19 protein-coding genes and 4 tRNA genes are annotated in these 22,542 nt (G+C 35.7%); 21 read left to right on the forward strand and 2 right to left on the reverse strand.

Annotated elements, in window-relative coordinates; genetic code table 11:
- Positions 1-25 precede the first annotated feature (25 nt).
- The 18 genes from C564_RS0106965 to C564_RS0107050 all read left to right on the forward strand — a co-directional run bounded on the left by C564_RS0106965 (position 26) and on the right by C564_RS0107050 (position 15,996).
- Positions 26-964, forward strand: coding sequence for a YybS family protein (locus C564_RS0106965; RefSeq protein WP_003202592.1), 939 nt, complete (start codon positions 26-28; stop codon positions 962-964).
- Positions 965-1,116: 152 nt separating this feature from the next.
- Positions 1,117-3,090 (forward strand): DHH family phosphoesterase, encoded by a 1,974-nt coding sequence (locus C564_RS0106970; RefSeq protein ID WP_018764826.1) that lies wholly within the window; start codon positions 1,117-1,119, stop codon positions 3,088-3,090.
- Complete coding sequence (gene rplI, locus C564_RS0106975; protein WP_018764827.1) at positions 3,087-3,533, forward strand: 50S ribosomal protein L9; 447 nt, start codon at positions 3,087-3,089, stop codon at positions 3,531-3,533. Before C564_RS0106970 ends, rplI begins: the two co-directional genes overlap by 4 nt.
- A 27-nt stretch (positions 3,534-3,560) precedes the next feature.
- Positions 3,561-4,922 carry a replicative DNA helicase gene (dnaB, locus tag C564_RS0106980; protein WP_003202566.1) on the forward strand — a complete coding sequence of 454 codons (1,362 nt, stop codon included), beginning with the start codon at positions 3,561-3,563 and terminating at the stop codon, positions 4,920-4,922.
- Between the two features lie 216 nt (positions 4,923-5,138).
- Positions 5,139-6,428 (forward strand): adenylosuccinate synthase, encoded by a 1,290-nt coding sequence (locus C564_RS0106985; protein WP_018764828.1) that lies wholly within the window; start codon positions 5,139-5,141, stop codon positions 6,426-6,428.
- A 153-nt stretch (positions 6,429-6,581) separates the two neighbouring features.
- A tRNA-Lys gene (locus C564_RS0106990) sits at positions 6,582-6,657 on the forward strand.
- A 13-nt stretch (positions 6,658-6,670) separates the two neighbouring features.
- Positions 6,671-6,742, forward strand: a tRNA-Glu gene (locus C564_RS0106995).
- Positions 6,743-6,763: 21 nt separating this feature from the next.
- A tRNA-Asp gene (locus C564_RS0107000) sits at positions 6,764-6,839 on the forward strand.
- 44 nt (positions 6,840-6,883) lie between these two features.
- Positions 6,884-6,956: transfer RNA gene (locus tag C564_RS0107005), tRNA-Phe, on the forward strand.
- Positions 6,957-7,241: 285 nt separating this feature from the next.
- A complete protein-coding gene (gene walR / locus C564_RS0107010; RefSeq protein ID WP_018764829.1) occupies positions 7,242-7,949 on the forward strand; it encodes a cell wall metabolism DNA-binding response regulator WalR in 708 nt (235 codons plus the stop codon).
- 3 nt (positions 7,950-7,952) lie between these two features.
- Positions 7,953-9,788 carry a cell wall metabolism sensor histidine kinase WalK gene (walK, locus tag C564_RS0107015; protein WP_018764830.1) on the forward strand — a complete coding sequence of 612 codons (1,836 nt, stop codon included), beginning with the start codon at positions 7,953-7,955 and terminating at the stop codon, positions 9,786-9,788.
- A complete protein-coding gene (locus tag C564_RS0107020) occupies positions 9,785-11,128 on the forward strand; it encodes a YycH family regulatory protein (protein ID WP_018764831.1) in 1,344 nt (447 codons plus the stop codon). Before walK ends, C564_RS0107020 begins: the two co-directional genes overlap by 4 nt.
- Positions 11,109-11,936: a two-component system regulatory protein YycI gene (locus C564_RS0107025; RefSeq protein WP_018764832.1), complete on the forward strand. Its 828-nt coding sequence runs from the start codon at positions 11,109-11,111 to the stop codon at positions 11,934-11,936. The genes C564_RS0107020 and C564_RS0107025 overlap by 20 nt, the downstream gene beginning before the upstream one ends.
- A gap of 6 nt (positions 11,937-11,942) precedes the next feature.
- On the forward strand, positions 11,943-12,737 hold the full coding sequence (locus C564_RS0107030; RefSeq protein WP_003202558.1) for an MBL fold metallo-hydrolase: 795 nt from the start codon (positions 11,943-11,945) through the stop codon (positions 12,735-12,737).
- A 63-nt stretch (positions 12,738-12,800) separates the two neighbouring features.
- Positions 12,801-13,985 carry a S1C family serine protease gene (locus tag C564_RS0107035; protein WP_003209322.1) on the forward strand — a complete coding sequence of 395 codons (1,185 nt, stop codon included), beginning with the start codon at positions 12,801-12,803 and terminating at the stop codon, positions 13,983-13,985.
- Positions 13,986-14,040: 55 nt separating this feature from the next.
- Complete coding sequence (locus C564_RS0107040) at positions 14,041-14,226, forward strand: CxxH/CxxC protein (protein ID WP_026008486.1); 186 nt, start codon at positions 14,041-14,043, stop codon at positions 14,224-14,226.
- Between the two features lie 59 nt (positions 14,227-14,285).
- A complete protein-coding gene (gene rlmH / locus C564_RS0107045; RefSeq protein ID WP_003209320.1) occupies positions 14,286-14,765 on the forward strand; it encodes a 23S rRNA (pseudouridine(1915)-N(3))-methyltransferase RlmH in 480 nt (159 codons plus the stop codon).
- Between the two features lie 352 nt (positions 14,766-15,117).
- Positions 15,118-15,996, forward strand: coding sequence for a radical SAM/SPASM domain-containing protein (locus C564_RS0107050; protein WP_003202549.1), 879 nt, complete (start codon positions 15,118-15,120; stop codon positions 15,994-15,996).
- Positions 15,997-16,092: 96 nt separating this feature from the next.
- Here C564_RS0107050 and guaC read toward each other — a convergent pair whose 3' ends face one another.
- Both guaC and C564_RS0107060 read right to left on the reverse strand, forming a co-directional pair.
- Positions 16,093-17,076 (reverse strand): GMP reductase, encoded by a 984-nt coding sequence (guaC, locus tag C564_RS0107055; protein WP_003202530.1) that lies wholly within the window; start codon positions 17,074-17,076, stop codon positions 16,093-16,095.
- 299 nt (positions 17,077-17,375) lie between these two features.
- Complete coding sequence (locus C564_RS0107060; RefSeq protein ID WP_018764833.1) at positions 17,376-18,449, reverse strand: DctP family TRAP transporter solute-binding subunit; 1,074 nt, start codon at positions 18,447-18,449, stop codon at positions 17,376-17,378.
- 87 nt (positions 18,450-18,536) lie between these two features.
- Here C564_RS0107060 and C564_RS0107065 point away from each other — a divergent pair, with 87 nt between their 5' ends.
- From C564_RS0107065 to dctP, 3 genes are all read left to right on the forward strand, one after another.
- On the forward strand, positions 18,537-20,138 hold the full coding sequence (locus C564_RS0107065; protein WP_018764834.1) for an ATP-binding protein: 1,602 nt from the start codon (positions 18,537-18,539) through the stop codon (positions 20,136-20,138).
- Complete coding sequence (locus tag C564_RS0107070; RefSeq protein ID WP_018764835.1) at positions 20,128-20,826, forward strand: response regulator; 699 nt, start codon at positions 20,128-20,130, stop codon at positions 20,824-20,826. The genes C564_RS0107065 and C564_RS0107070 overlap by 11 nt, the downstream gene beginning before the upstream one ends.
- Positions 20,827-20,952: 126 nt before the next feature.
- Positions 20,953-22,230 carry a C4-dicarboxylate transporter DctP gene (gene dctP, locus C564_RS0107075; RefSeq protein ID WP_018764836.1) on the forward strand — a complete coding sequence of 426 codons (1,278 nt, stop codon included), beginning with the start codon at positions 20,953-20,955 and terminating at the stop codon, positions 22,228-22,230.
- The last annotated feature ends 312 nt before the right edge of the window (positions 22,231-22,542 follow it).

Genomic DNA, 22,542 nt, shown 5'->3' on the forward strand with positions numbered 1-22,542 from the left:
TCTTTTTAGAAATAGGAGGTAAAAGATGAAACGTACAAGGCTTATTACAGAAGGGGCAGTTTTGTTAGCTGTATATGCAGTTTTACTTTTAACGTTCTTGTATGTACCTGTTATAAGTATGGTTGCAATATTTGCACTTCCATTGCCTTTTCTATTGTTTATGGTAAGGTATCCGTTTTCTAGTACATGTATGCTGTTTGGAGCATCGATTCTTGTTACTATCATTATTAGTTCGCCACTTAGTCTTGTGAATACATTCATGTCAGGCATAATAGGCATCTCTTTAGGATATATGTATAAGAAGAAAAAAGGACCAGCAGAAATATTATTGGTAGGAACGCTTGTATATTTGCTTAATTTTGTACTAGTTTATGTAGCGAGTATACAATTTTTTAACATAGATTTTCTTAAGGAAATGCAAGATATGTTCAAACAAGGAATGGAACAAAGTGAAAAAATAATGAAGGCGGCAGGTGCGCCAATTAACCAAGAGCAAAAAGATTTATTAGGGCAATTTAGTGATATGCTTCGAATTCTTCTGCCAAGTTTGCTTGTAATGGTTTCTTTAATATATTCTTGGATTACAGTATTAATAGCGGGGAATGTTTTAAAGAGATTAAAGTATGCGATAGAGCCATGGCCTAAGTTTAGGGATATGCGATTGCCAAAAAGCATTGTCTGGTATTATGTAGTATTTATTTTACTTTCAACATTTATGAAGGTGGAATCAGATTCATATGTGTATATGGCATTTTCTAATCTATATGCCATCTTTTCATTGCTGCTCCTATTCCAAGGTTTTTCATTTATAGCCTTCTTTGCGCATGTAAAAGGTTATGCAAAAGCGATCCCTATTCTCAGTTTTATCGTATGTATGATTATTCCAATGTTGTTTCCACTAGTAACAATCTTAGGTATAATTGATTTAGGCTTTTCGTTACGTTCTAAAATACAACCAAAATAAGCAAAGACGAGAGAAGGGTATATGAGCTTATTATATGACGTAAGCTTTTAATGGAAGTTTAACTTTGGGGCGTTTAATCTGTTCAACTGACCATTGATGGAAATTGAATGATTTCCTATTTGTGTTAGTTTTACTTTATAGGAGTTGGGTACATGCCTGAATTTTATAAGAGACAGCGGTTTTTATATCCTGTTTATGTATTAGCTTTTTTTATGCTTGTGCTTATTACCATTCTCGGTTATTTGCACTGGATAATGGGAATGGCCGCTTTTTTTATTTTTTGTATTGTTCTCTTTTTTGTAATTCGATTTGAGCTAGCCTTTCAGAGGAATTTTGAAAAGTATACAACGGATATGATTACAAGAGTAAAGAAAGTAAGTAATGAAGCGTTTAATCAAATGCCAATTGGTATTTTGTTATACAATAAGGATTATGGAATTGATTGGGCAAATCCTTATTTGTCCTCTTGTTTGGGGCAACACTCTTTAGCAGGATGGCATTTGTATGATGTATCAGAAACATTACTCCTCTTTATTAAAGGAGAAACTGCGGATGATATTGTATCTTTAAATAATCGTAAGTTTCGTGTGTTTGTAAGGAAAGAAGAAAAGTTAATTTATTTCTTCGATGTAACAGAGCAAACAGAAATTGAAAAAATGTATGAGGATCAGCGTACAGTTCTCGCGATTATTTATTTGGACAACTATGATGAAGTTACACAAGGTTTGGATGACCAATTGCGTACGAACATCACGAGTCTTGTGACATCACGTCTAAATGAGTGGGCTATCAAATACGGTGCATATTTAAAACGAGCTTCTTCAGAGAGATTCTTTGTTGTGTTAAATGAAAGTATTCTGGCACAAATGGAGAAAGGAAAGTTTGATATTTTAGATCAAGTGCGTGAAGAAACATCAAAACGAAATATTCCACTTACATTAAGTATTGGTGTAGGATCAGGCGACTTATCTTTATCAGAGCTTGGTGCGATGGCACAATCGGGTTTAGATCTTGCTTTAGGGCGAGGTGGAGATCAAGTTGCGATTAAACAAGCGACAGGTAAAGTGAAATTTTATGGTGGCAAGACAAATCCAGTGGAAAAACGCACGCGTGTACGTGCACGGGTTATCTCTCATGCATTGAAAGATTTAGTATTAGAGAGCAGTAATGTTATTATAATGGGTCATAGAGCTCCTGATATGGATGCGATTGGGGCGGCCATTGGAATTTTAAAAGTAGCACAGTTGAATGAGCGTGAAGGGTACATTGTACTAGACGAGAATGACTCTGATAAAGGTATTAAACGTTTAATGGATAAGGTAAAGCAAAATGAGGATTTATGGTCTCGTTTTATTACACCACAGCAGGCTATGGAATTTGCAACAGACGATTCATTGCTTGTCGTTGTTGATACACACAAACCATCAATGGTGATGGAGGAAAAGCTTTTGCATAAGATTGAAAATGTAGTTGTGATTGACCATCATCGCCGTGGTGAGGAATTTATTGAGGATCCTCTTCTTGTGTACATGGAGCCATATGCGTCTTCGACAGCTGAACTTGTAACGGAACTTCTTGAATATCAGCCGAAACGTTTGAAAATGACAATGTTAGAAGCTACAGCATTACTTGCAGGGATTATAGTGGATACGAAAAGCTTTACATTCCGGACAGGTGCCCGCACATTTGATGCAGCTTCTTATCTACGCTCGCATGGAGCGGATACAGTACTTGTACAAGAATTGTTAAAAGAAGATATGGAGCAGTATTTACGAGTTGCAAAAACAATTCAAAATGCTTACATTTATAAAAATGGAATTGCAATTGCGAAAGTAGACGGCGATGAATATTATGATCAAGTATTAATCGCACAATCAGCTGATACGTTGCTGACAATGACAGGAGTAATCGCTTCTTTTGTCATTGCAAAACGTGGGGAAAGCTTCATTGGAATTAGTGGGCGTTCTTTAGGCGAAGTAAACGTGCAACTAATTATGGAAAATCTAGGTGGTGGCGGACATTTAACGAATGCAGCTACACAAATGAAAAATGTAACAGTAGATGAAGCTCAAGATAAACTTCAATTTGTTATTGATGACTATTTACAGGGAGGCACACAATCATGAAGGTAATTTTTCTAAAAGACGTAAAAGGTAAAGGGAAAAAAGGAGAAATAAAGAACGTACCAGATGGTTATGCAAATAACTTCTTACTAAAACAAGGATTAGCTGCGGAAGCAACAAATAGCAGCATGAAAACGTTAGAAGCACAAAAACGTAAAGAAGAAAAAGATGCAGCGGCTGAACTTGAGAATGCGAAAGAGTTAAAAGAAACTCTAGAGAAATTAACTGTAGAATTAAAAGCAAAGTCTGGTGAAGGTGGCCGTTTATTTGGTTCTATTACAAGTAAACAAATTGTAGATGCGATGCAAAAAGCACATAATATTAAGCTTGATAAACGTAAGTTTGAAATGGACGATGCAATTCGTGCATTAGGATATACAAACGTAACTGTGAAATTACATCCACAAGTAACAGCGACAGTAAAAGTTCATGTTAGTGAACAATAAAAATAAGTTAGGCAAGGAGGATTGCGCATGAGTGACGTATTTGCTGATCGTACCCCTCCGCATAATATAGAGGCTGAGCAAGCGGTTTTAGGTGCGATATTTCTTGATCAAGATGCATTAACTTCAGCTTCAGAACTGCTAATGCCGGAATCTTTCTATCGAACAGCACACCAAAAGATTTTTGAAGTTATGCTTAAACTATCTGATAAAGGAGAACCTATTGATTTAGTTACCGCAACAGCAGCGCTTGCTGATCAAGGGTTGTTAGAAGAAGTTGGTGGTGTTTCTTATTTAGCTGAATTAGCGGAGGCTGTTCCGACAGCGGCCAACGTAGAATATTATGCACGCATTATTGCTGAAAAATCACTGTTACGCCGTTTGATTCGAACGGCAACTCATATTGTTTCAGATGGATATGAGAGAGAAGATGATGTGGAAGGTCTTTTAAATGAGGCGGAGAAAAAAATATTAGAAGTATCACATCAGACAAATGCAAAGGCATTCCAAAATATTAAGGATGTTCTTGTAGATGCTTATGATAAAATTGAACTTTTGCATAATCAAAAAGGTGAAGTTACAGGAATACCAACTGGATTTACTGAATTAGATAAGATGACAGCGGGATTTCAACGTAACGATTTAATCATTGTGGCAGCTCGTCCTTCAGTGGGAAAAACGGCATTTTCACTGAATATCGCGCAGAATGTGGCAACTAAAACGGATGAAAATGTGGCAATTTTTAGTTTAGAGATGGGTGCTGATCAGCTTGTTATGCGTATGCTTTGTGCAGAAGGAAATATTGATGCACAAAGGCTTCGTACTGGCTCGTTAACTTCAGATGATTGGGCAAAGCTGACAATGGCAATGGGAAGTCTTTCGAATGCTGGAATATATATTGATGATACGCCAGGAATTCGAGTTAGTGAAATTCGTGCGAAATGCCGCAGATTAAAGCAAGAACAGGGACTTGGAATGATTTTAATCGATTACTTACAGCTTATTCAAGGTAGTGGGAAATCTGGTGAAAACCGTCAGCAGGAAGTATCTGAAATTTCCCGTACATTAAAAGGAATTGCGCGTGAGCTACAAGTTCCTGTTATTGCCTTATCTCAGCTCTCTCGTGGTGTTGAATCTCGTCAAGATAAACGTCCGATGATGTCTGATATTCGTGAATCAGGAAGTATTGAGCAGGATGCCGATATTGTGGCATTCTTGTATCGTGAAGATTACTATGATCGCGAAACGGAAAATAAAAACACGATTGAAATTATTATTGCCAAGCAACGTAATGGTCCAGTAGGTTCTGTAGAGCTCGCATTCGTGAAGGAATTTAACAAATTCGTAAACTTAGAGCGACGCTTTGACGATGGACATGCGCCACCGGCATAGTAGAAGTATAAAAAAGAAACACATTTCTTATAATAAGATGTGTTTCTTTTTTTTATGAATAAAAAATAGGGCTTTCATCGTGTGAATAAAGAATTCTTACGAACGAAATTGATAAAAGATAAAAAAATGTTCGTTTTTAAATTGACTTCTCTTTTCATTTTGGTACAATTATATTGTTTGAAAAGTTCGTTTGAAAATTGCGGAGGTGCTTGAATAATGTCTTCAGTAGTAGTTGTAGGAACACAGTGGGGCGATGAAGGAAAAGGTAAAATTACTGATTTCCTTTCTGAACATGCGGAAGTAGTTGCAAGATATCAAGGTGGAAACAACGCAGGACATACAATTGTTTTCGGCGGTGTTAAGTATAAACTACACTTAATTCCATCTGGTATTTTCTATAAAGAAAAAATTTGTGTTATCGGAAACGGTATGGTAGTAGATCCAAAAGCATTACTTGTAGAATTAAAATACTTACACGATCGTGGTGTAAGCACTGATAATTTACGTATTAGTAACCGCGCGCACGTTATTTTACCTTATCACCTAAAACAAGATGAGTTAGAAGAAGAGCGTAAAGGTGATAACAAAATCGGTACAACGAAAAAAGGTATCGGTCCAGCATACATGGATAAAGCTGCTCGCGTTGGTATTCGTATGGCTGATCTTTTAGATCGTGAAGCATTTAAAGAAAAGCTTGAACGTAATTTAGCAGAAAAAAATCGTCTATTTGAAAAAATGTATGATGCAGAAGGCTTTAATGCAGATGAAATCTTTGAAGAGTACTTTGAGTATGGACAACAAATCGCACAATACGTATGCGATACATCCGTTGTATTAAATGATGCATTAGATGAAGGACGTCGCGTACTATTTGAAGGTGCACAAGGCGTAATGCTTGATATTGACCAAGGTACGTACCCATTCGTTACATCTTCTAATCCAGTTGCTGGTGGTGTAACAATCGGTTCTGGAGTTGGTCCTTCTAAAATCAATCGTGTAGTAGGTGTATGTAAAGCCTATACAAGCCGTGTTGGTGACGGTCCATTCCCTACTGAACTGCATGATGAAATTGGTCATCAAATTCGTGAAGTTGGTCGTGAATATGGTACAACAACAGGTCGTCCACGTCGCGTAGGTTGGTTTGACAGCGTTGTTGTAAGACATGCACGCCGTGTGAGTGGTTTAACAGATTTATCTTTAAACTCTATCGACGTATTAACAGGTATTCCAACTGTGAAAATCTGTATTGCATATAAGTATAATGGAGAAGTTCTGGATGAAGTTCCAGCAAACTTAAACATTTTAGCAAAATGTGAGCCTGTATATGAAGAGCTTCCAGGTTGGACAGAAGATATTACTGGTGTAAAATCATTAGAGGAGCTTCCTGAGAATGCAAGACATTATGTAGAGCGTGTGTCTCAATTAACAGGTATCCAACTATCTATGTTCTCTGTTGGTCCAGATCGTAATCAAACAAACATCGTTCGTAACGTATACGGTGTTTAATTGATATAAAATTGGTTTATTTAAGAAAAAACTCATGTTTACATGAGTTTTTTCTTATCTTGTATAAAAAAATATAAAAAAGGTATTGCAAAAACAAAAGTTATTATGTTATGATAACCCTTGTCGTCACGAAAATATGACGTTGGTGAGTATGAGCCATTAGCTCAGTTGGTAGAGCATCTGACTTTTAATCAGAGGGTCGAAGGTTCGAGTCCTTCATGGCTCACCATTTTATTTTTCGTGGCCCGTTGGTCAAGTGGTTAAGACACCGCCCTTTCACGGCGGTAACACGGGTTCGAATCCCGTACGGGTCATATCTTTTATATATGTTTTGTGGTCCCGTGGTGTAGTGGTTAACATGCCTGCCTGTCACGCAGGAGATCGCCGGTTCGACCCCGGTCGGGACCGCCACTTTTGTTTATACCACCATTAGTGGTTTTATATATATATGTTTTGGCTCGGTAGCTCAGTCGGTAGAGCAGAGGACTGAAAATCCTCGTGTCGGCGGTTCGATTCCGTCCCGAGCCACTCTCAGGATATTAAGTGGGCCCACTTAATATCCTTTTTATATTCTTCAATTTTACAAATGAGAGTAGTTATTTTACAATAGAATGAGGAGCCTCTAGCAGTTGAAGCTAGGGGTTTTTCTGTAGATTGTATAGTGTTCCACTTTTATGTGGATCATACGTGATTCTATGAGAATAGAGGAGAAAATACTCAAACAAAGGCTACGAATGTTTGATTATACGCTATACAGATAGCTGTGCATGTTTGAGGATGATTGACCATATTTTTATTAGGAGGAAACAAACAATGATGGGAAAGAAAATCTTAGTCGTTGATGATGAGAAACCGATTGCAGATATTTTAAAATTTAACTTAGAAAAAGAGGGCTTTGAAATTGTGATGGCGCACGATGGTGACGAAGCTATTGAAAAGGCAAATGAGGAACAACCAGATATGGTTTTATTGGATATTATGTTACCAGGGAAAGATGGGTTAGAGGTTTGTCGTGAAATACGAAAAAGCTCTGAAATGCCAATTATTATGCTAACTGCAAAAGATTCTGAAATCGATAAAGTATTGGGATTAGAGCTTGGAGCAGATGATTATGTAACAAAACCATTTAGTACGCGTGAATTATTAGCACGTGTAAAAGCAAACTTGCGTCGTCATCAACAAGTTGGCTCAGCTGAAAAAGAAGAAAATACAGAAATGGTTATTGGACCAATTGTGATTAATCCAAATGCGTACAGTGTAACGAAAAGAGAAGAAAGCATTGAACTTACACATCGTGAATTTGAATTGCTTCATTATTTGGCGAAGCATTTAGGACAAGTTATGACGCGTGAGCATTTATTACAAACGGTTTGGGGCTACGATTATTTTGGAGATGTACGTACAGTAGATGTAACAGTACGCCGTTTACGTGAAAAAATTGAAGATAACCCAAGTCACCCAACTTTAATTGTAACAAGACGTGGGGTAGGGTATTACTTGCGTGATCCAGAGCAGGAATAGTATATGAAGAAAGTTGGTTTTTTTCAATCGATTCATTTAAAGTTTGTGCTCATCTATATGCTATTAATTTTGATAGCAATGCAGGTTATTGGTGTATATTTTGTTCGTGAACTGGAGAAAAGTCTCGTACAAAGTTTTAAGGATTCATTAACACAACAAACGAATTTACTGTCTTATAATTTGAAGCAAGAGTTTGCAAAAGAGCGTGAAAAAACAGATCCCCCTTTAGAAAATGCGATTAAAACATCAATTACTGACTTTGCATCAGACCGGAAAAAGGATATTCAAGAAGTACGTGTGATTGATCCAAACAGGCGTCTATTAGCAATATCTAATTCATCTAAGCAAGGTATGGTAGGGAAAACAATAACAGACATAACAGTGCAAAGGGCTATTGTACAAAAAAAGGCTGAAGGAAAGATTGAGAAAGATGGAAAAACCGGTCACCGTGTTCAAGTTATGGCTACCCCAATTGAAGGAGAGAAGGGGAAAATAATTGGTGTCATTCACATCGTTGCTTCGATGGAAGATGTTTATAAGCAGATGAAGGATATCAATCAAATTTTTGCAACGGGGACAGTGATTGCTTTATTAGTAACAGCAGTTCTAGGGATTTTATTAGCTCAAACAATTACAAGACCAATTTCAGATATGCGAAGGCAAGCAATTGAAATGGCGAAGGGAAATTACTCCCGTAAGGTAAAAGTACACAGTCATGATGAAATCGGTCAATTAGCACTAGCGTTTAATAATTTATCAAAAAAATTACAACAAGCACGTTCTTCGACTGAAAGTGAAAGACGTAAGCTTTCGTCTGTTTTATCTCATATGACAGATGGTGTAATTGCTACTGATCGAAAAGGGGACATTATTTTATTAAATGATCCGGCAGAAAAGATGTTAAACGTTTCACGTGAAACGGCATTAAATCAGTCTGTTTTAGAAGTGCTAGGCATTCAAGAGGAATTTACACTCGATCATCTATATGAAGAACCAGATTCTGTTTTATTAGATTTCAGTACGCGAAATGAACCGTATATCTTGAGAGCTAGTTTTTCTGTTATTCAAAAGGAAACAGGTAAAGCAAATGGTTTAATCGCTGTGTTGTATGATGTAACAGAACAAGAGCGAATTGACCGTGAGCGCCGTGAGTTTGTGGCAAATGTATCACATGAACTACGGACGCCGTTAACAACGATGCGTAGTTATTTAGAGGCACTTAGTGATGGTGCATGGCAAGATCCGAATATTGCACCGCAATTTTTAACAGTTACACAAGAAGAAACGGAAAGAATGATTCGACTTGTGAATGCCTTGTTACAATTATCTAAATTAGATAGTACAGAACATCGTTTAATGAAAGAATGGGTAGATTTTACGGATTTCTTTAACAATGTTATCGATCGTTTTGAAATGTCGAAGGAACAAAATGTAATTTTCAAGCGTTCATTCTCTAAGAAATCTCGATTCATTGATATGGATGCTGATAAAATTACACAGGTTTTATACAATATCATTTCAAATGCGTTAAAGTACTCTCCTGAAGGTGGAACAGTAACATATCGCCTGCGCGATCGAGAGGATATGTTAGAAATTAGTGTGAGTGACCAGGGAATGGGTATTCCAAAAGAAAATGTAGAGAAGATTTTCGAACGTTTTTATCGTGTAGATAAGGCGCGTTCAAGACAGATGGGTGGAACAGGCTTAGGTTTAGCCATTGCTAAGGAAATGATTGAGGCGCATGGTGGATCTATTTGGGCAAAAAGTGAGGAAGGAAAAGGGACAACCATTTATTTCACCCTTCCAATGGCGAAGGAAGAAGAGGACGATTGGGAATGAATATGGAAAACTTTAAAACCATTGTCCTTATTAACTTAGTTGTCATTAGTCTGTTTCTTACTTTTAATTTATGGACTTATGTACCTGATTCTAATTCATTGCAGAGCACAAAATTTGTTCCAGATAACGCAACAGCACCGAAACAAGATGTTTCAAATGTAATTGTCCCATCTTCTATGATTGTTCATAAGGATAACAATCATTTTGTAAGTGAAAAGAAAAGTAATATTAATTTATTATATACTTTTATTCAAAAAGGGGAATTGCACGATTTTAAGGATATTACAAGCTCTATATCTAAAGGTGATTTCCTCTCTTATGTGCACGGGGAAGGCAAGATTGAAATTGTCTTTCCGACAGAGGTTCCGTTTGATGCGATTAGGAGCGTATTAACAATTAAAGATAAGAAATTGGATATGTTGAGTTTTGATCGTATTGTTGTTGATCCTTCTAAAAGTCGTGATCAAAATATTGATGTGAATTTCGTTTCTTATAGTACTCGTAAAGTGTATAAAATGACATTAACAGGTGTGAATCTAAGGGACATTATAAATGCACAAAATCAATTTTTAGCTTTAGCAAGACCGTATTTTGCGTATGAAATAAATGATACGAAAAATATATTTTTACCAGATGGTTCAACAGAAATGCAGAATTTAATATATTTTGCGCGAGTCATGGAAGTGGAATCATTTAAAAATGCACTATTTAGTGATCCGCGTTATGTGCAACCTTTTTCTAACGAAATAGAGGATACATATACAGATGGCATTCGTCTTATGCGAATAAACAAACAGAATCGAATGTTAGAGTATACAAATTCATCTGTATCTGGTGGTGCACCTATGAATGGTACCTCTCTTATGCAGCGGAGTTTTGAATTTGTTAATAGTCATAGTGGATTAACTGATGCTTATCGATTTGACTATATAAATTCTAAAGGGACTAAAGGGACAACCAAATTCCGTTTGTATGAAGAAGATTTGCCAGTATTTAACCGAGAAGGAATGACCGAATTAAGGCAAGTATGGGGATCAGAAGAATTAATTAGTTATAGACGCCCATTATTTAAATGGTTGTCAATTGATAAAGATGGAGAAACAACGCTTCCAACTGGTCGGACGGTTATCCAATCCCTAGAAAAAAATTCGAAGATAGCTAAAAATTTGATTCAAAACATTGGAATAGGTTATAAATTAGTACCGGAAGTTGAGCAAAACGGACAAATTACAAATATAAAGTTAAAGCCAATTTGGTACGTAATTTATGGTGAAGATCATCACGCATATGAGTGGAGTGAAGAGAAGGAGGGAGAGCTAATTGGATTGGAATCGGATTAAAACAATATTTATTGTTACCTTTTTTATTTTAGACCTCTTTCTCGTTTTTCAATTCATTCAAAAACAAGATAGTAACCAATTAGAGCTCATGGCAGAAACAAAGGTGGATCAGCAGTTAAAAGATGATAAAATTACCATTGGTGATTTACCAAAAGAACCAAAGAAAGATTCCTTTATTACAGCGAAAAATAAGGAATTTAAAGAAGAAGATATACGTTCTTTAAAAAATCAAACAGTTACTTTACGAGATTTAAACACAATTGAAAGTAAATTAAAGGAACCATTGTTAAATGCAAAAACACTTTCTAAAGATAAATATAGTGAGTTCTTGAAAAACTATGTGCTAGATGGTCAGAAATATGAGTTTGGTAAAGCAGAAGCAACGAAAATCTATTTCTTTCAAAAGTATAAAGATAAACCTATCTTTTATAATGATCATGGGATGATTGTTGTGGATGTAAATGAGAAAGGTGAATTTATTTCGTATACACAAACAATGTTAACCGATTTAAAAGAGATGGGTGAGAATGAAAAAGCAAAAGAGCAAGAGATTATTACCGCTCAAACAGCTTTAGAAAATTTATACTTTAAGACTGAAATAAAAATAAAACAAAATACACATTTTAAAGAAGCACAGATTGGATATGCAACTCTTGTAGCATCTTCTGCTTCTAATATACAAGTGCTTGCTCCGACATGGAATTTAAAAACAGATCGAAAAGTAGATTATTTTGTGAATGCCATTGAGGGACAAGTTATTAAGTTAGGGAAAGAAAAGGAAAATGAAAAAGAAAAAATAATGGAGTGAGCAGAAATGAGTTTGCATTTTAGTGTACTTGCAAGCGGCAGTACAGGAAATGCGCTATATGTAGGGACCGAGAAACAAAAATTGCTCATTGATGCAGGCTTGAGTGGAAAAGCGACAGAAGCCCTATTTCAGCAAGCTGAATTGGATATCCAAGATATATCAGGTATTCTTGTCACACATGAGCATAGTGATCATATTAAAGGTCTCGGCGTTTTAGCACGTAAATATCAGTTACCTGTGTATGCAAATGAAAAAACGTGGAGCGCTATGGAACATTTAATTGGTAACATCCCAACTGATCAAAAATTTGTTTTCTCAATTGGCGATGTGAAAACATTTGGAGATATTGAAGTGGAATCATTTGGCGTTTCTCATGATGCGGCAGAGCCAATGTTTTATGCATTTCATCATAATGGTAGAAAATTGGCCCTTATTACAGATACAGGTTATGTAAGTGATCGTATGAAAGGTATCATTAAAGGAGCAAACGCATTTGTGTTTGAAAGTAATCACGATGTTGAAATGCTTCGTATGGGACGTTATCCATGGAGTATAAAACGACGCATTTTAAGCGATGTGGGTCATGTTTCTAATGAAGATGCAGCACTTGCAATGGCTGATGTTATTACAGATGAGACGAAACACATTTATTTAGCGCATTTGAGCTTAGATAATAATATGAAAGAACTAGCACATATGTCTGTTGCACAGGTGCTAGAGGAAAAAGGTTTTGCAGTTGGGGAAGCGTTTGAGGTACATGATACGGATCCAAAGGCACCAACGAAAATTCAATACGTATAATTCTTGATTTTAGTAAACAATAAAGGGGAATATAGTTGTTTTCGGGAGGATTGGTGAACAAGTATGTCCTTTATTGATGAAGAGAAATTTCGTATGAAACGAACAGGTAAAAAGAAGCACAAAGGTATCGTTATTTCTAGCATAGCAGGAACAATCGTAGGGGCTTCATTGTTTGCATTTGGAGCTCCTTTATTTTCTCAATCTGAAACTGGCCCCTTGCAGCAAGCTGAGGCAAGTGAAGAGAATATGGTAGTAAAGCAATCACAAACAGCGAATCATTCTGGTTTTGTAGATGCTGTTGATCGTGCATCGGAAGCCGTTGTTGGTGTAATAAACATCCAACGTGATAATTTTTCAGAAGCAGATTCAGAAGCTGGAACAGGATCAGGCGTCATTTATAAGAAAACAAATGGTCATGCTTATATCGTAACAAACCATCATGTTGTTTCAGGAGCGAATCGTATTGAGGTGAGCTTAAGTGATGGAAAAAAGGTTCCTGGTAAAATATTAGGTAGCGATGTAGTTACAGATTTAGCTGTTCTAGAAATAGATGCAAAGCCAGTTAAGAAAGTAATTGAAATTGGTGATTCTAATACAGTGCGTCGAGGCGAAGCAGTCATTGCAATTGGGAACCCACTTGGATTACAATTTTCAGGAACTGTTACACAAGGAATTATTTCTGCAAATGAGAGAATTGTTCCTGTAGACTTAGATCAAGATGGGCATTATGATTGGCAAGTAGAAGTACTGCAAACAGATGCAGCTATTAACCCAGGGAATAGTGGCGGTGCACTTGTAAATGTAGCAGGACAACTTGTTGGAATTAATTCGATGAAAATTGCAGCGAAAGAAGTAGAAGGAATTGGGCTTGCCATCCCTGTTTCGAGAGCAGTTCCTGTTATGAATGAACTTGAAAAGTATGGGAAAGTAAAACGTCCTTATGTTGGAATTGAACTGAGATCTCTAAATGAAATTCCGAATTATTACTGGTCTAAAACGCTGCATTTGCCAGGAAATATAACAGATGGTGTCTGCGTTTTAGATGTGAAAAGCCCATCGCCTGGTGCAGATGCAGGACTTAGGGAACATGATGTAATTATAGCTGTTGATGGAAAATCAATACATGATATTATTGGATTCCGAACGGTATTATATAATAAAAAAATTGACGATAAAATGACTCTGACATTTTATCGTGGTACAAAACGAGCAACAACAACGGTGAAATTAGGCAGTCAAAATTATTAAGAAAACAGGAGGACAGCCCTCCTGTTTTCTATTGTGAAAAAGTGAGGTGAAAGATATGAAGTTACCTTGTTGTTTAGAACATGTAGAATTAGCGTTGGATATCATTGTGGATGAGTGTGAAGTAGCGCCAGTTATCAACAGTGTGGATAACTCAGAAAAAGAACAAAAAACATGTGAATTTTGTCAAAACAAGGCGACATATGTTGTATCGAACACAGATTCTCACACAATATGTGGATGATGATTGTGGATATGTGGATAAGTTTTGTGGATAACGTGTTTGTAAGGTGGGGAATAGGTGTGAATATCTCGATTATTTCAATCGGAAAATTAAAAGAAAAATATTTAAAACAAGGTATTGCAGAATACTTAAAACGATTATCTGCGTATGCAAAAGTAGAAGTTATTGAATTGCCGGATGAAAAAGCACCGGAAAATTTAAGTGAGGCAGAAATGCTAATTGTAAAAGAAAAAGAAGGAATACGAATACTAGATAAAATTTCAGATGATACACATGTTATTGCATTAGCAATCGAAGGAAAACAAAAGTCATCAGAAGAATTTGCAGCGAATCTTGATCGTCTTGCTACATACGGAAAAAGTAAAGTGGCATTTATCATTGGGGGATCACTCGGGCTTAGCTCGGAAGTGATGAAGCGCTCTAACGAATCACTTTCATTCTCGAAAATGACATTGCCGCATCAGCTGATGAGATTGGTACTTTTAGAACAAGTGTATCGGGCTTTTCGGATTAATCGTGGTGAACCGTATCACAAGTAAAAAGGAGCCAGCTGTAGATGTGGTGTAACGATTAGGATAATTCGATATATGGCAGAATACTTTTTATTAAAATTTCTACAATATGATAGTTATCCATTAGATCATTACTATTAAGAAGACCATCGGAGAAAAATCCCCTGATGGTCTTTTTAACGCTTCATAATAATTGGACGAATTACGGTTTAGATTGTAGTGAGATAAGTAAAATACAATCATATGCTTCCAAACAGAGAAAATGGTAAAATTAGTTTCCTTGAATAAGTATGTTTCTATTTATAAAAAATTATGCTGTAATATTGATAGAACAATATTTCATTTTGTTCTAAGTAGTTAAAGAAGTGGGGAATTGAGGTTGAAAAAGTTTAAGAAGTTTTATTTAGAGATTACTAGTGTATGTAATCTTGCATGTAGCTTTTGTCCGCCAACAGAACGACAGAAGCAATTTCTTTCTGTGGAGGATTTTTCTAAGAGATTAGACCAAATTAAACCTCACACGGACTACATTTATTTACATGTAAAAGGTGAGCCGTTGCTCCATCCTAAAATAGATCAATTGTTAGACTTAAGTCATGAAAAAGGGTTTAAGGTTAATATTACAACCAACGGAACGTTAATTAATAAAAAGAGGCATAAATTATTAAATAAACCTGCACTAAGACAGATGAATTTTTCACTTCATAGTTTTGATGGTCATCCAGGATCTGAAGATAAAGAAGGGTATGTAAGAAGCATACTTTCCTTTATTAAAGAAGCAACGAGTCAATCGGAATTAATTGTTTCGCTGAGACTATGGAATCTTACGCAAGACAATAAGACAAATCTTGAAATACAGCGAAACAGAAATTTATTAGAAATTATTGAGAAAGAATTTGATTTACCATATAAAATTGAAGAGAAGATTACACCGGGAAGTGGCGTGAAGATTGCGGATCGCATCTTTATTAACCAAGATTACGAATTTCAGTGGCCGGCATTGCATGAAGAAGAGGACGATGGGAAAGGCTTCTGTCATGGTCTTCGAAATCAAGCAGGTATTTTAGCAAACGGGACTGTTATCCCTTGTTGTTTAGATGGTGAGGGAATTATCAACCTTGGGAATATTAATGATGCTTCATTTTCTGATATTATCGAAAGGGATAGAGCCCAAAATCTTGTAGATGGATTTTCACGAAGAGTGGCAGTAGAGGAACTATGTAGAAAATGTGGATATCGTAAGAGGTTTGGAAAATAGAGAGATAATAAAAAAATGAGCAAGTACGAAATAAAGTACCTTGCTCATTTTTTATATAATAATCAATACTTATTACATTTAAAGAGTAAATAAAGCTTAATATACTTTATCACCATTAAAGATTGAGTTTTTCACGACAACATAATCTACAGTACGAATTGCATCTAATTTCGTTCCACCAGCATAAGAAATAGAGGACTGAAGATCTTGTTCCATTTCGATCAATGTATCTTCTAAAGATCCTTTGTGCTCGACAAACATCTTTTTGCCTTCTACGTTTTTCTTTTCACCTTTTTGGAATTCTGAAGCTGAACCAAAGTATTCTTTGTAGAGTTTCCCATCTTTTTCAATTGTTTCCCCTGGAGATTCTTCATGTCCGGCAAACAATGAACCAATCATAACCATAGTTGCGCCAAATTTAATGGATTTAGCTACATCACCGTGAGTACGAATACCGCCGTCAGCAATAATTGGTTTACTTGCAGCTTTTGCACACCAACGAAGTGCAGCTAATTGCCAGCCGCCAGTTCCAAAGCCTGTTTTAATTTTTGTGATACATACTTTACCAGGTCCGATACCTACTTTTGTTGCATCAGCACCAGCATTTTCTAACTCTCTTACTGCTTCTGGAGTTCCTACATTTCCTGCGATAACAAAGCTCTCAGGTAAATGTGTTTTAATGTGTTGAATCATTTTTATCACCGCATTGGAATGCCCATGTGCGATATCTATCGTAATATATTCAGGAGAAAGCTGTTCAGCAGCTAATTGTTGTACAAATTCATATTCTTCTTCTTTCACACCAACACTAATAGATGCGATTAAGCCACGAGAGTGCATATCTTTAATGAAAGAGATACGCTTTTCTGGCTCAAAACGATGCATTATATAGAAATATTTATTTTCCGCTAAATATACAGCAATTTTTTCATCTATAATTGTTTGCATATTTGCAGGTACGACAGGTAATTTAAATGTATGTTTTCCTAAAGTTACACTTGTATCACATTCAGAACGGCTATTTACTATACATTTTGCCGGAATTAATTGAATATCTTCATAGTCGAATACTTTTTCCATGAATTACACCCCTAAATACGAATATTTTATTTTCAATTTAAAAAAATGTTCGTCCAAAAGATAATGTACATCATTTTTTTCGTTAAGTCAAAGCTTTTAGTTGATATTTAGAAAATATAGGGATGGAATTCAAAGGAATAATGAGTAATACCGAATTAAATAGTTTGTATATATCTATATTGTTCGGTTTTTTTTGAAAAGTATATTGTAAAAATTTAATCGATAATAGTGAAATAATATTTCGGAATATCATAGTAAAATAACAGAGAAGCAGGGTGCTAAAATACCCTGCTTCTTTGTTATTTATTGTCTTCAAGAAATTGATACTTCTTTTTCAATTCTTTTAAATCATTTACCAATTGCTCTCCAATTGTAGGAGCAAGATCTTCGTATATAGGAGATAATGCTTTCTCCCACTCTTTTTTTTGTGAAGCGGTCAATTCGTGAATTTGAATCGGTGAACTTTGTTTAATAAGCTCAAGTTGTTCTTCATTCATTCGGATGGACTGACGATTGTTCCATTCAGTCGTTTCTTTCATTGCTTCAAGTAATATTTGCTTCGTTTTTTCCGTTTGTTGATTCCATGTTTTTTGATCCATCATTACAGCATAGCCTAAATACCCATGATTACTAATTGTCAAATAGTTTTGAACGTTATAAAATTTTTTAGAGTATATATTTGAAATAGTATTTTCTTCACCATCAACTTTCCCTGTTTCAATTAATTTATATGTGGAATTAAATGAATCTTGATGTGCATGAACTTTTAATAAATCAAATTGAGATTGAATAACATCACTTTGCATAATGCGAAAGGATTGTCCTTTTATATCTGCAGGTGTATAAATAGGCCCCTTATTTGAAGTGATTTGCTTAAAGCCATTTGACCAATGGACAAGCCCTTTAATGTTGTCTTTTTGTAAGGACTGAAGTAATTGTTCTCCAATTTTTCCGTTCAAGCCTTCTTGAATAGCTTCATAATTTGGAAAAGCAAATGGAAGGTCTAATACACCCCATTCGTGAGATAGCATTCCGAGCTTTGAGGTAGAGGGAGCAATAAAATGAACTTGCCCAGCTTTTAAAGCACGGATTTCTTCTATATCAGAATAGAGGCTCCCGTTTGGAAAAATTTCTATTTTTATAGTTCCGTTTGATTTCTCATTAACAAGCTCAGCAAATTTACTAGCAGCAAGCCCTTTAGGTGTATTTTCTGCTACAACATGACTAAATTTGAAAACAATTTGTTTTTTCAAGCCTGCTTGGTCATCGTCATAAGCAAGCTCACCTTGAGAAAAAAGACTTTGAAAACCTATAAATAAAGCACTAGTAATTAAAACAATAAAAAGGAGTATAAAAGCAACTATTTTTTTCATTTTAAACCTCCTCTTGGGTTGTTAATGTAAGCATACCGAGAAGATTTTTATTCGTAAAGATGCTTTTAGGGGAAAGGGGAACAAACAGTGAAACAATTGCCCATCCGCTGGAAAATTACGATTTTATCCTATGCGGTAGTTATTTTTTCATTACTGATAGGTGGAATTGTTATCATTGCAAATATTCAACAAAAAGAAGAAAAAGAAGTAAGAATTAGATCTATGAATACAGCTCGGACGGTAGCAGAACTGTCAGATGTAAAGAAATCACTTCAAGAAAAAACGGGATGGTTTACATTGAATCCTGTTATTGAAAATATTCGGGTGATTAATGAAACAGACTATATTGTAGTAATGAATATGGAGCGAATTCGATATTCTCACCCTGTGAAAGAAATGATTGGAAGGCCGTCAAAAGGGACGGATGAAGAACCGGCATTTGCGGAACATATTTACTTTTCAAAAGCAAAAGGAGAGATAGGTACTGTAATTCGTGCCTTTATGCCTATTAAAGATCAAAACTTAAATCAAATTGGTGTTGTTGTTGTTGGAAATAAAGTCCCGAATTTTTGGGAGATTATGCTGGGGCTAGCAGAAGAGATTTCTTTTATTGTTATATTAACTTTAATATTCGGATTAATAGGTTCATTAATGCTTGCCAACCATATTAAAAAACAGATGTTTCAGTTAGAGCCATATGAAATTAAAAGGATGTTAGAAGAAAGGACAGCAACCTTTCATTCGATTAATGAGGGTGTGATTGCAATTGATAACCAAGAAGTTATTACAATTTTTAATGAGAAAGCAAAGCAGGTTTTTCATGTAGAAGGAAATGTTGTAGGAAAGCCTATTCGTACAGTATTAAAGGATACAAGACTTCCAGAAATCGTGGAGAGGAATCAGCCAGTATACAATGAAGAGATAAAAGTAAGTGGAAAGGTAATTTTAAGTAATCGTATACCAATCAAGAAAGATAATGAATTAATTGGAGCTGTGGCAATCTTTCAAGATCGTACAGAGGTTACAAAGCTCGCAGAGGAATTAACAGGAGTGAAAACATTTGTAGAGGCACTTCGAGTACAAAGCCACGAGCATATGAACAAACTTCATACAATAGCAGGTTTAATTCAATTAGGTAAAGCTGATAAAGCATTACAACTTGCTTTCCATACTTCAGAAGAGCAGGGGAGTGTAACAAACTTTTTAAATGAGACGATTAAAAATGATGCTATTGCAGGTCTCCTCTTGAGCAAAGTAAGCCGGGGCAAGGAATTAGGGATACAAGTTATAATTGACCAAAATAGTTATTTAGAAGCATTTCCTTATCAACTGGATCAACATGATTTCGTTGTATTACTAGGTAACTTAATCGAAAATGCGTTTGGATCATTTGAGCAAACTGAGGTAGAGAATAAAAGAATTGATATTAGTATTGAGCAGTCAGAAGATGTATGTGCAATATTGATTGAGGATAATGGATGCGGCATAAAAGAGGAGCATTTACCAAGAGTGTATGAGAAAGGATTTACTGTGAATAAAATGAGTGGGACAGGTTATGGACTTTTTCTAGTAAAGCAAATTGTTGAAAAGGGGAGAGGGAAAATTAGTGTTTCATCTTTTCAAGGTGAAGGAACTTCTTTTATCATTACTTTTCCAATGGAGATGGAGGCGGAATTGTATGAAATATAAAGAGGAAATCAAAGTACTATTGGTTGAGGACGATCCGATGGTTCAAGAAGTAAATAAAGAGTTCATTAGAAGTGTAAAGGGATTTCAAGTAGTAGCCGTCGCTAACAATGGCGAGGAGGGGATTAACCTTGTCCAAAAAATGAATCCAGATCTCGTTATTTTAGATATTTTTATGCCGAAAAAGGACGGTATTAAGGTATTACAGGAATTTAGAAAACAAGAGTTAGAAGCAGATGTAATCGTTGTTTCTGCTGCAAAAGATAGGGAAACAATTAAACTCATGCTTCAAAACGGAGTGATGGATTATATTATTAAGCCATTTAAGTTATACCGAATTCAGCAAGCTTTAGAAAAATATCGACAATATAGAATGAGTCTGAAGGAATCCGGAGCGATTTCACAGGAACAGCTTGATTTATTATTATATTCTGGGCGTTCTAAAAAAACAGCAAACAATTTGCCAAAGGGATTAAATGAATTTACATTGAATGAAATTGAAGAGTATGTAAAAAAACAAGATGAACCTCGTTCTGCAGAAGAGGTAGCCAGTGCAATTGGGATAGCCAGAGTTACCGCGCGGCGATACTTAGATTATTTAGAAAAAAAGGGGTTGATTCATTTAGCAGTTCAATATGGAGGGGTTGGAAGACCAATTAATCGCTATGTGTATCGTGAAGTAAAAAAGTAAGACCAAAATGACCAAAATATTCGTTATGACCATAAACTTCTCACTTTCAATTGAAAACGCTATCATTATGTGAAACATAGGGGTAGTAAAGTTTTCAAAGATGAAACAGTGGGAGGAGAAGTGAAGGTGAAACGACTGTTCAAAAATTTAACTTTTCAAGTATTAACGGCTATTGTACTCGGTGTATTAGTTGGGCTTATGTGGCCAAATGTTGGGAAGGAAATGAAGCCGATAGGCGATACGTTTATTAATGCTGTAAAAATGGTAATTGCACCAATTATTTTCTTAACAATTGTACTTGGTATTGCCAAAATGGGAGATATGAAGAAGGTTGGTAAGGTCGGCGGAAAGGCTTTTATTTATTTTGAGGTTGTGACAACATTTGCACTTATTGTTGGATTGATCGTTGTAAATGTTATGAAGCCGGGTTCAGGTCTTAACTTTAATGAACTTGCAAAAGGAGACGTATCTAAATATACACAAGGCGGAGGACAGGGTATTAATTGGATTGATTTTGTTACTCATATTGTTCCTTCTAATATGGTTGATGCGTTTGCAAAGGGTGATATTTTACAAGTATTATTCTTTTCTATTTTATTTGGGGTTGGGCTAGCTGCTCTTGGAGAAAAAGGAGACTCGGTGATTGATTTCTTAGACAAACTTTCACACGTATTCTTTAAAATTATTGGTTATGTAATGAAGGCAGCGCCGCTTGGGGCATTTGGTGCTATGGCATATACAATCGGTCATTTTGGGCTTGCTTCACTTATACCACTTGGAAAATTGATGATGTCAGTATATATAACGATGTTCCTATTCGTATTTGTTGTCTTAAATATTATTTGTAAGATATATGGGTTTAGCTTATGGAATTATTTGAAGTTTATTCGAGATGAAATACTAATCGTATTAGGAACAAGTTCTTCGGAATCCGTACTTCCGAGAATGATGAATAAGATGGAGCGATATGGCTGTTCAAAATCTGTTGTTGGCCTTGTTATTCCGACGGGCTATTCTTTTAACCTTGATGGTACATCCATTTATTTATCCATGGCAGTTGTCTTTTTAGCACAAGTATTTGGTGTCGATTTAACAATCGGACAGCAAATTACTATTATTTTAGTACTTATGTTAACGTCTAAAGGAGCTGCTGGTGTAACAGGAAGCGGATTTATCGTGTTAGCTTCTACATTAGCGGCACTAAAGGTTATTCCTTTAGAAGGATTAGCATTACTTCTTGGTGTCGATCGTTTTATGAGTGAGGGAAGAGCAATTGTAAACTTAATTGGAAATGGAATTGCTACAATCGTTGTTGCAAAGAGTGAAAATGAATTTGATGAAATGAGGCATGCAGAGGCAATCTCTAATATGAAAGTATTAAATGAGAGAACAGAAGCCGTATAAAGTGAAATTTTAATCAGTGGGGGTTTCTTCATCCCCCACTGATTATTAGTTGAACCAATCGGGCTTTTTCGGGCAGTAAGAAATAGAAAAGCAGACTTTATCCTAAGTCTGCTTTTTCAATTTGTGGGAACCCCTTTTTCACAGGTTATTTTTACTAGGAAATAATAGAATATGTTATAATTTAGTAGGATTTTTTAGAATTACAAGAAGATTAGTGTTTATTTTATTAAGTGAATAATGTTAGAGTTGAACAGATTAGGGAGAAGGTTGTGACTTTTCGGGATAACCTTCATTTTTGGTTTGAATCATTAT

It is taken from the genome of Bacillus sp. 105MF (assembly GCF_000374885.1).
GTDB lineage: Bacteria > Bacillota > Bacilli > Bacillales > Bacillaceae_G > Bacillus_A > Bacillus_A pseudomycoides.

What these genes read in the sequence shown, in the direction of transcription:
- C564_RS0106965 (WP_003202592.1), top strand. Translation starts at nt 26, where the DNA reads ATGAAACGTACAAGGCTTATTACAGAAGGGGCAGTTTTGTTAGCTGTA.
- C564_RS0106970 (WP_018764826.1), top strand. Translation starts at nt 1,117, where the DNA reads ATGCCTGAATTTTATAAGAGACAGCGGTTTTTATATCCTGTTTATGTA.
- rplI (WP_018764827.1), top strand. Translation starts at nt 3,087, where the DNA reads ATGAAGGTAATTTTTCTAAAAGACGTAAAAGGTAAAGGGAAAAAAGGA.
- dnaB (WP_003202566.1), top strand. Translation starts at nt 3,561, where the DNA reads ATGAGTGACGTATTTGCTGATCGTACCCCTCCGCATAATATAGAGGCT.
- C564_RS0106985 (WP_018764828.1), top strand. Translation starts at nt 5,139, where the DNA reads ATGTCTTCAGTAGTAGTTGTAGGAACACAGTGGGGCGATGAAGGAAAA.
- walR (WP_018764829.1), top strand. Translation starts at nt 7,242, where the DNA reads ATGATGGGAAAGAAAATCTTAGTCGTTGATGATGAGAAACCGATTGCA.
- walK (WP_018764830.1), top strand. Translation starts at nt 7,953, where the DNA reads ATGAAGAAAGTTGGTTTTTTTCAATCGATTCATTTAAAGTTTGTGCTC.
- C564_RS0107020 (WP_018764831.1), top strand. Translation starts at nt 9,785, where the DNA reads ATGAATATGGAAAACTTTAAAACCATTGTCCTTATTAACTTAGTTGTC.
- C564_RS0107030 (WP_003202558.1), top strand. Translation starts at nt 11,943, where the DNA reads ATGAGTTTGCATTTTAGTGTACTTGCAAGCGGCAGTACAGGAAATGCG.
- C564_RS0107035 (WP_003209322.1), top strand. Translation starts at nt 12,801, where the DNA reads ATGTCCTTTATTGATGAAGAGAAATTTCGTATGAAACGAACAGGTAAA.
- C564_RS0107040 (WP_026008486.1), top strand. Translation starts at nt 14,041, where the DNA reads ATGAAGTTACCTTGTTGTTTAGAACATGTAGAATTAGCGTTGGATATC.
- guaC (WP_003202530.1), bottom strand. Translation starts at nt 17,076, where the DNA reads ATGGAAAAAGTATTCGACTATGAAGATATTCAATTAATTCCGGCAAAA.
- C564_RS0107060 (WP_018764833.1), bottom strand. Translation starts at nt 18,449, where the DNA reads ATGAAAAAAATAGTTGCTTTTATACTCCTTTTTATTGTTTTAATTACT.
- C564_RS0107070 (WP_018764835.1), top strand. Translation starts at nt 20,128, where the DNA reads ATGAAATATAAAGAGGAAATCAAAGTACTATTGGTTGAGGACGATCCG.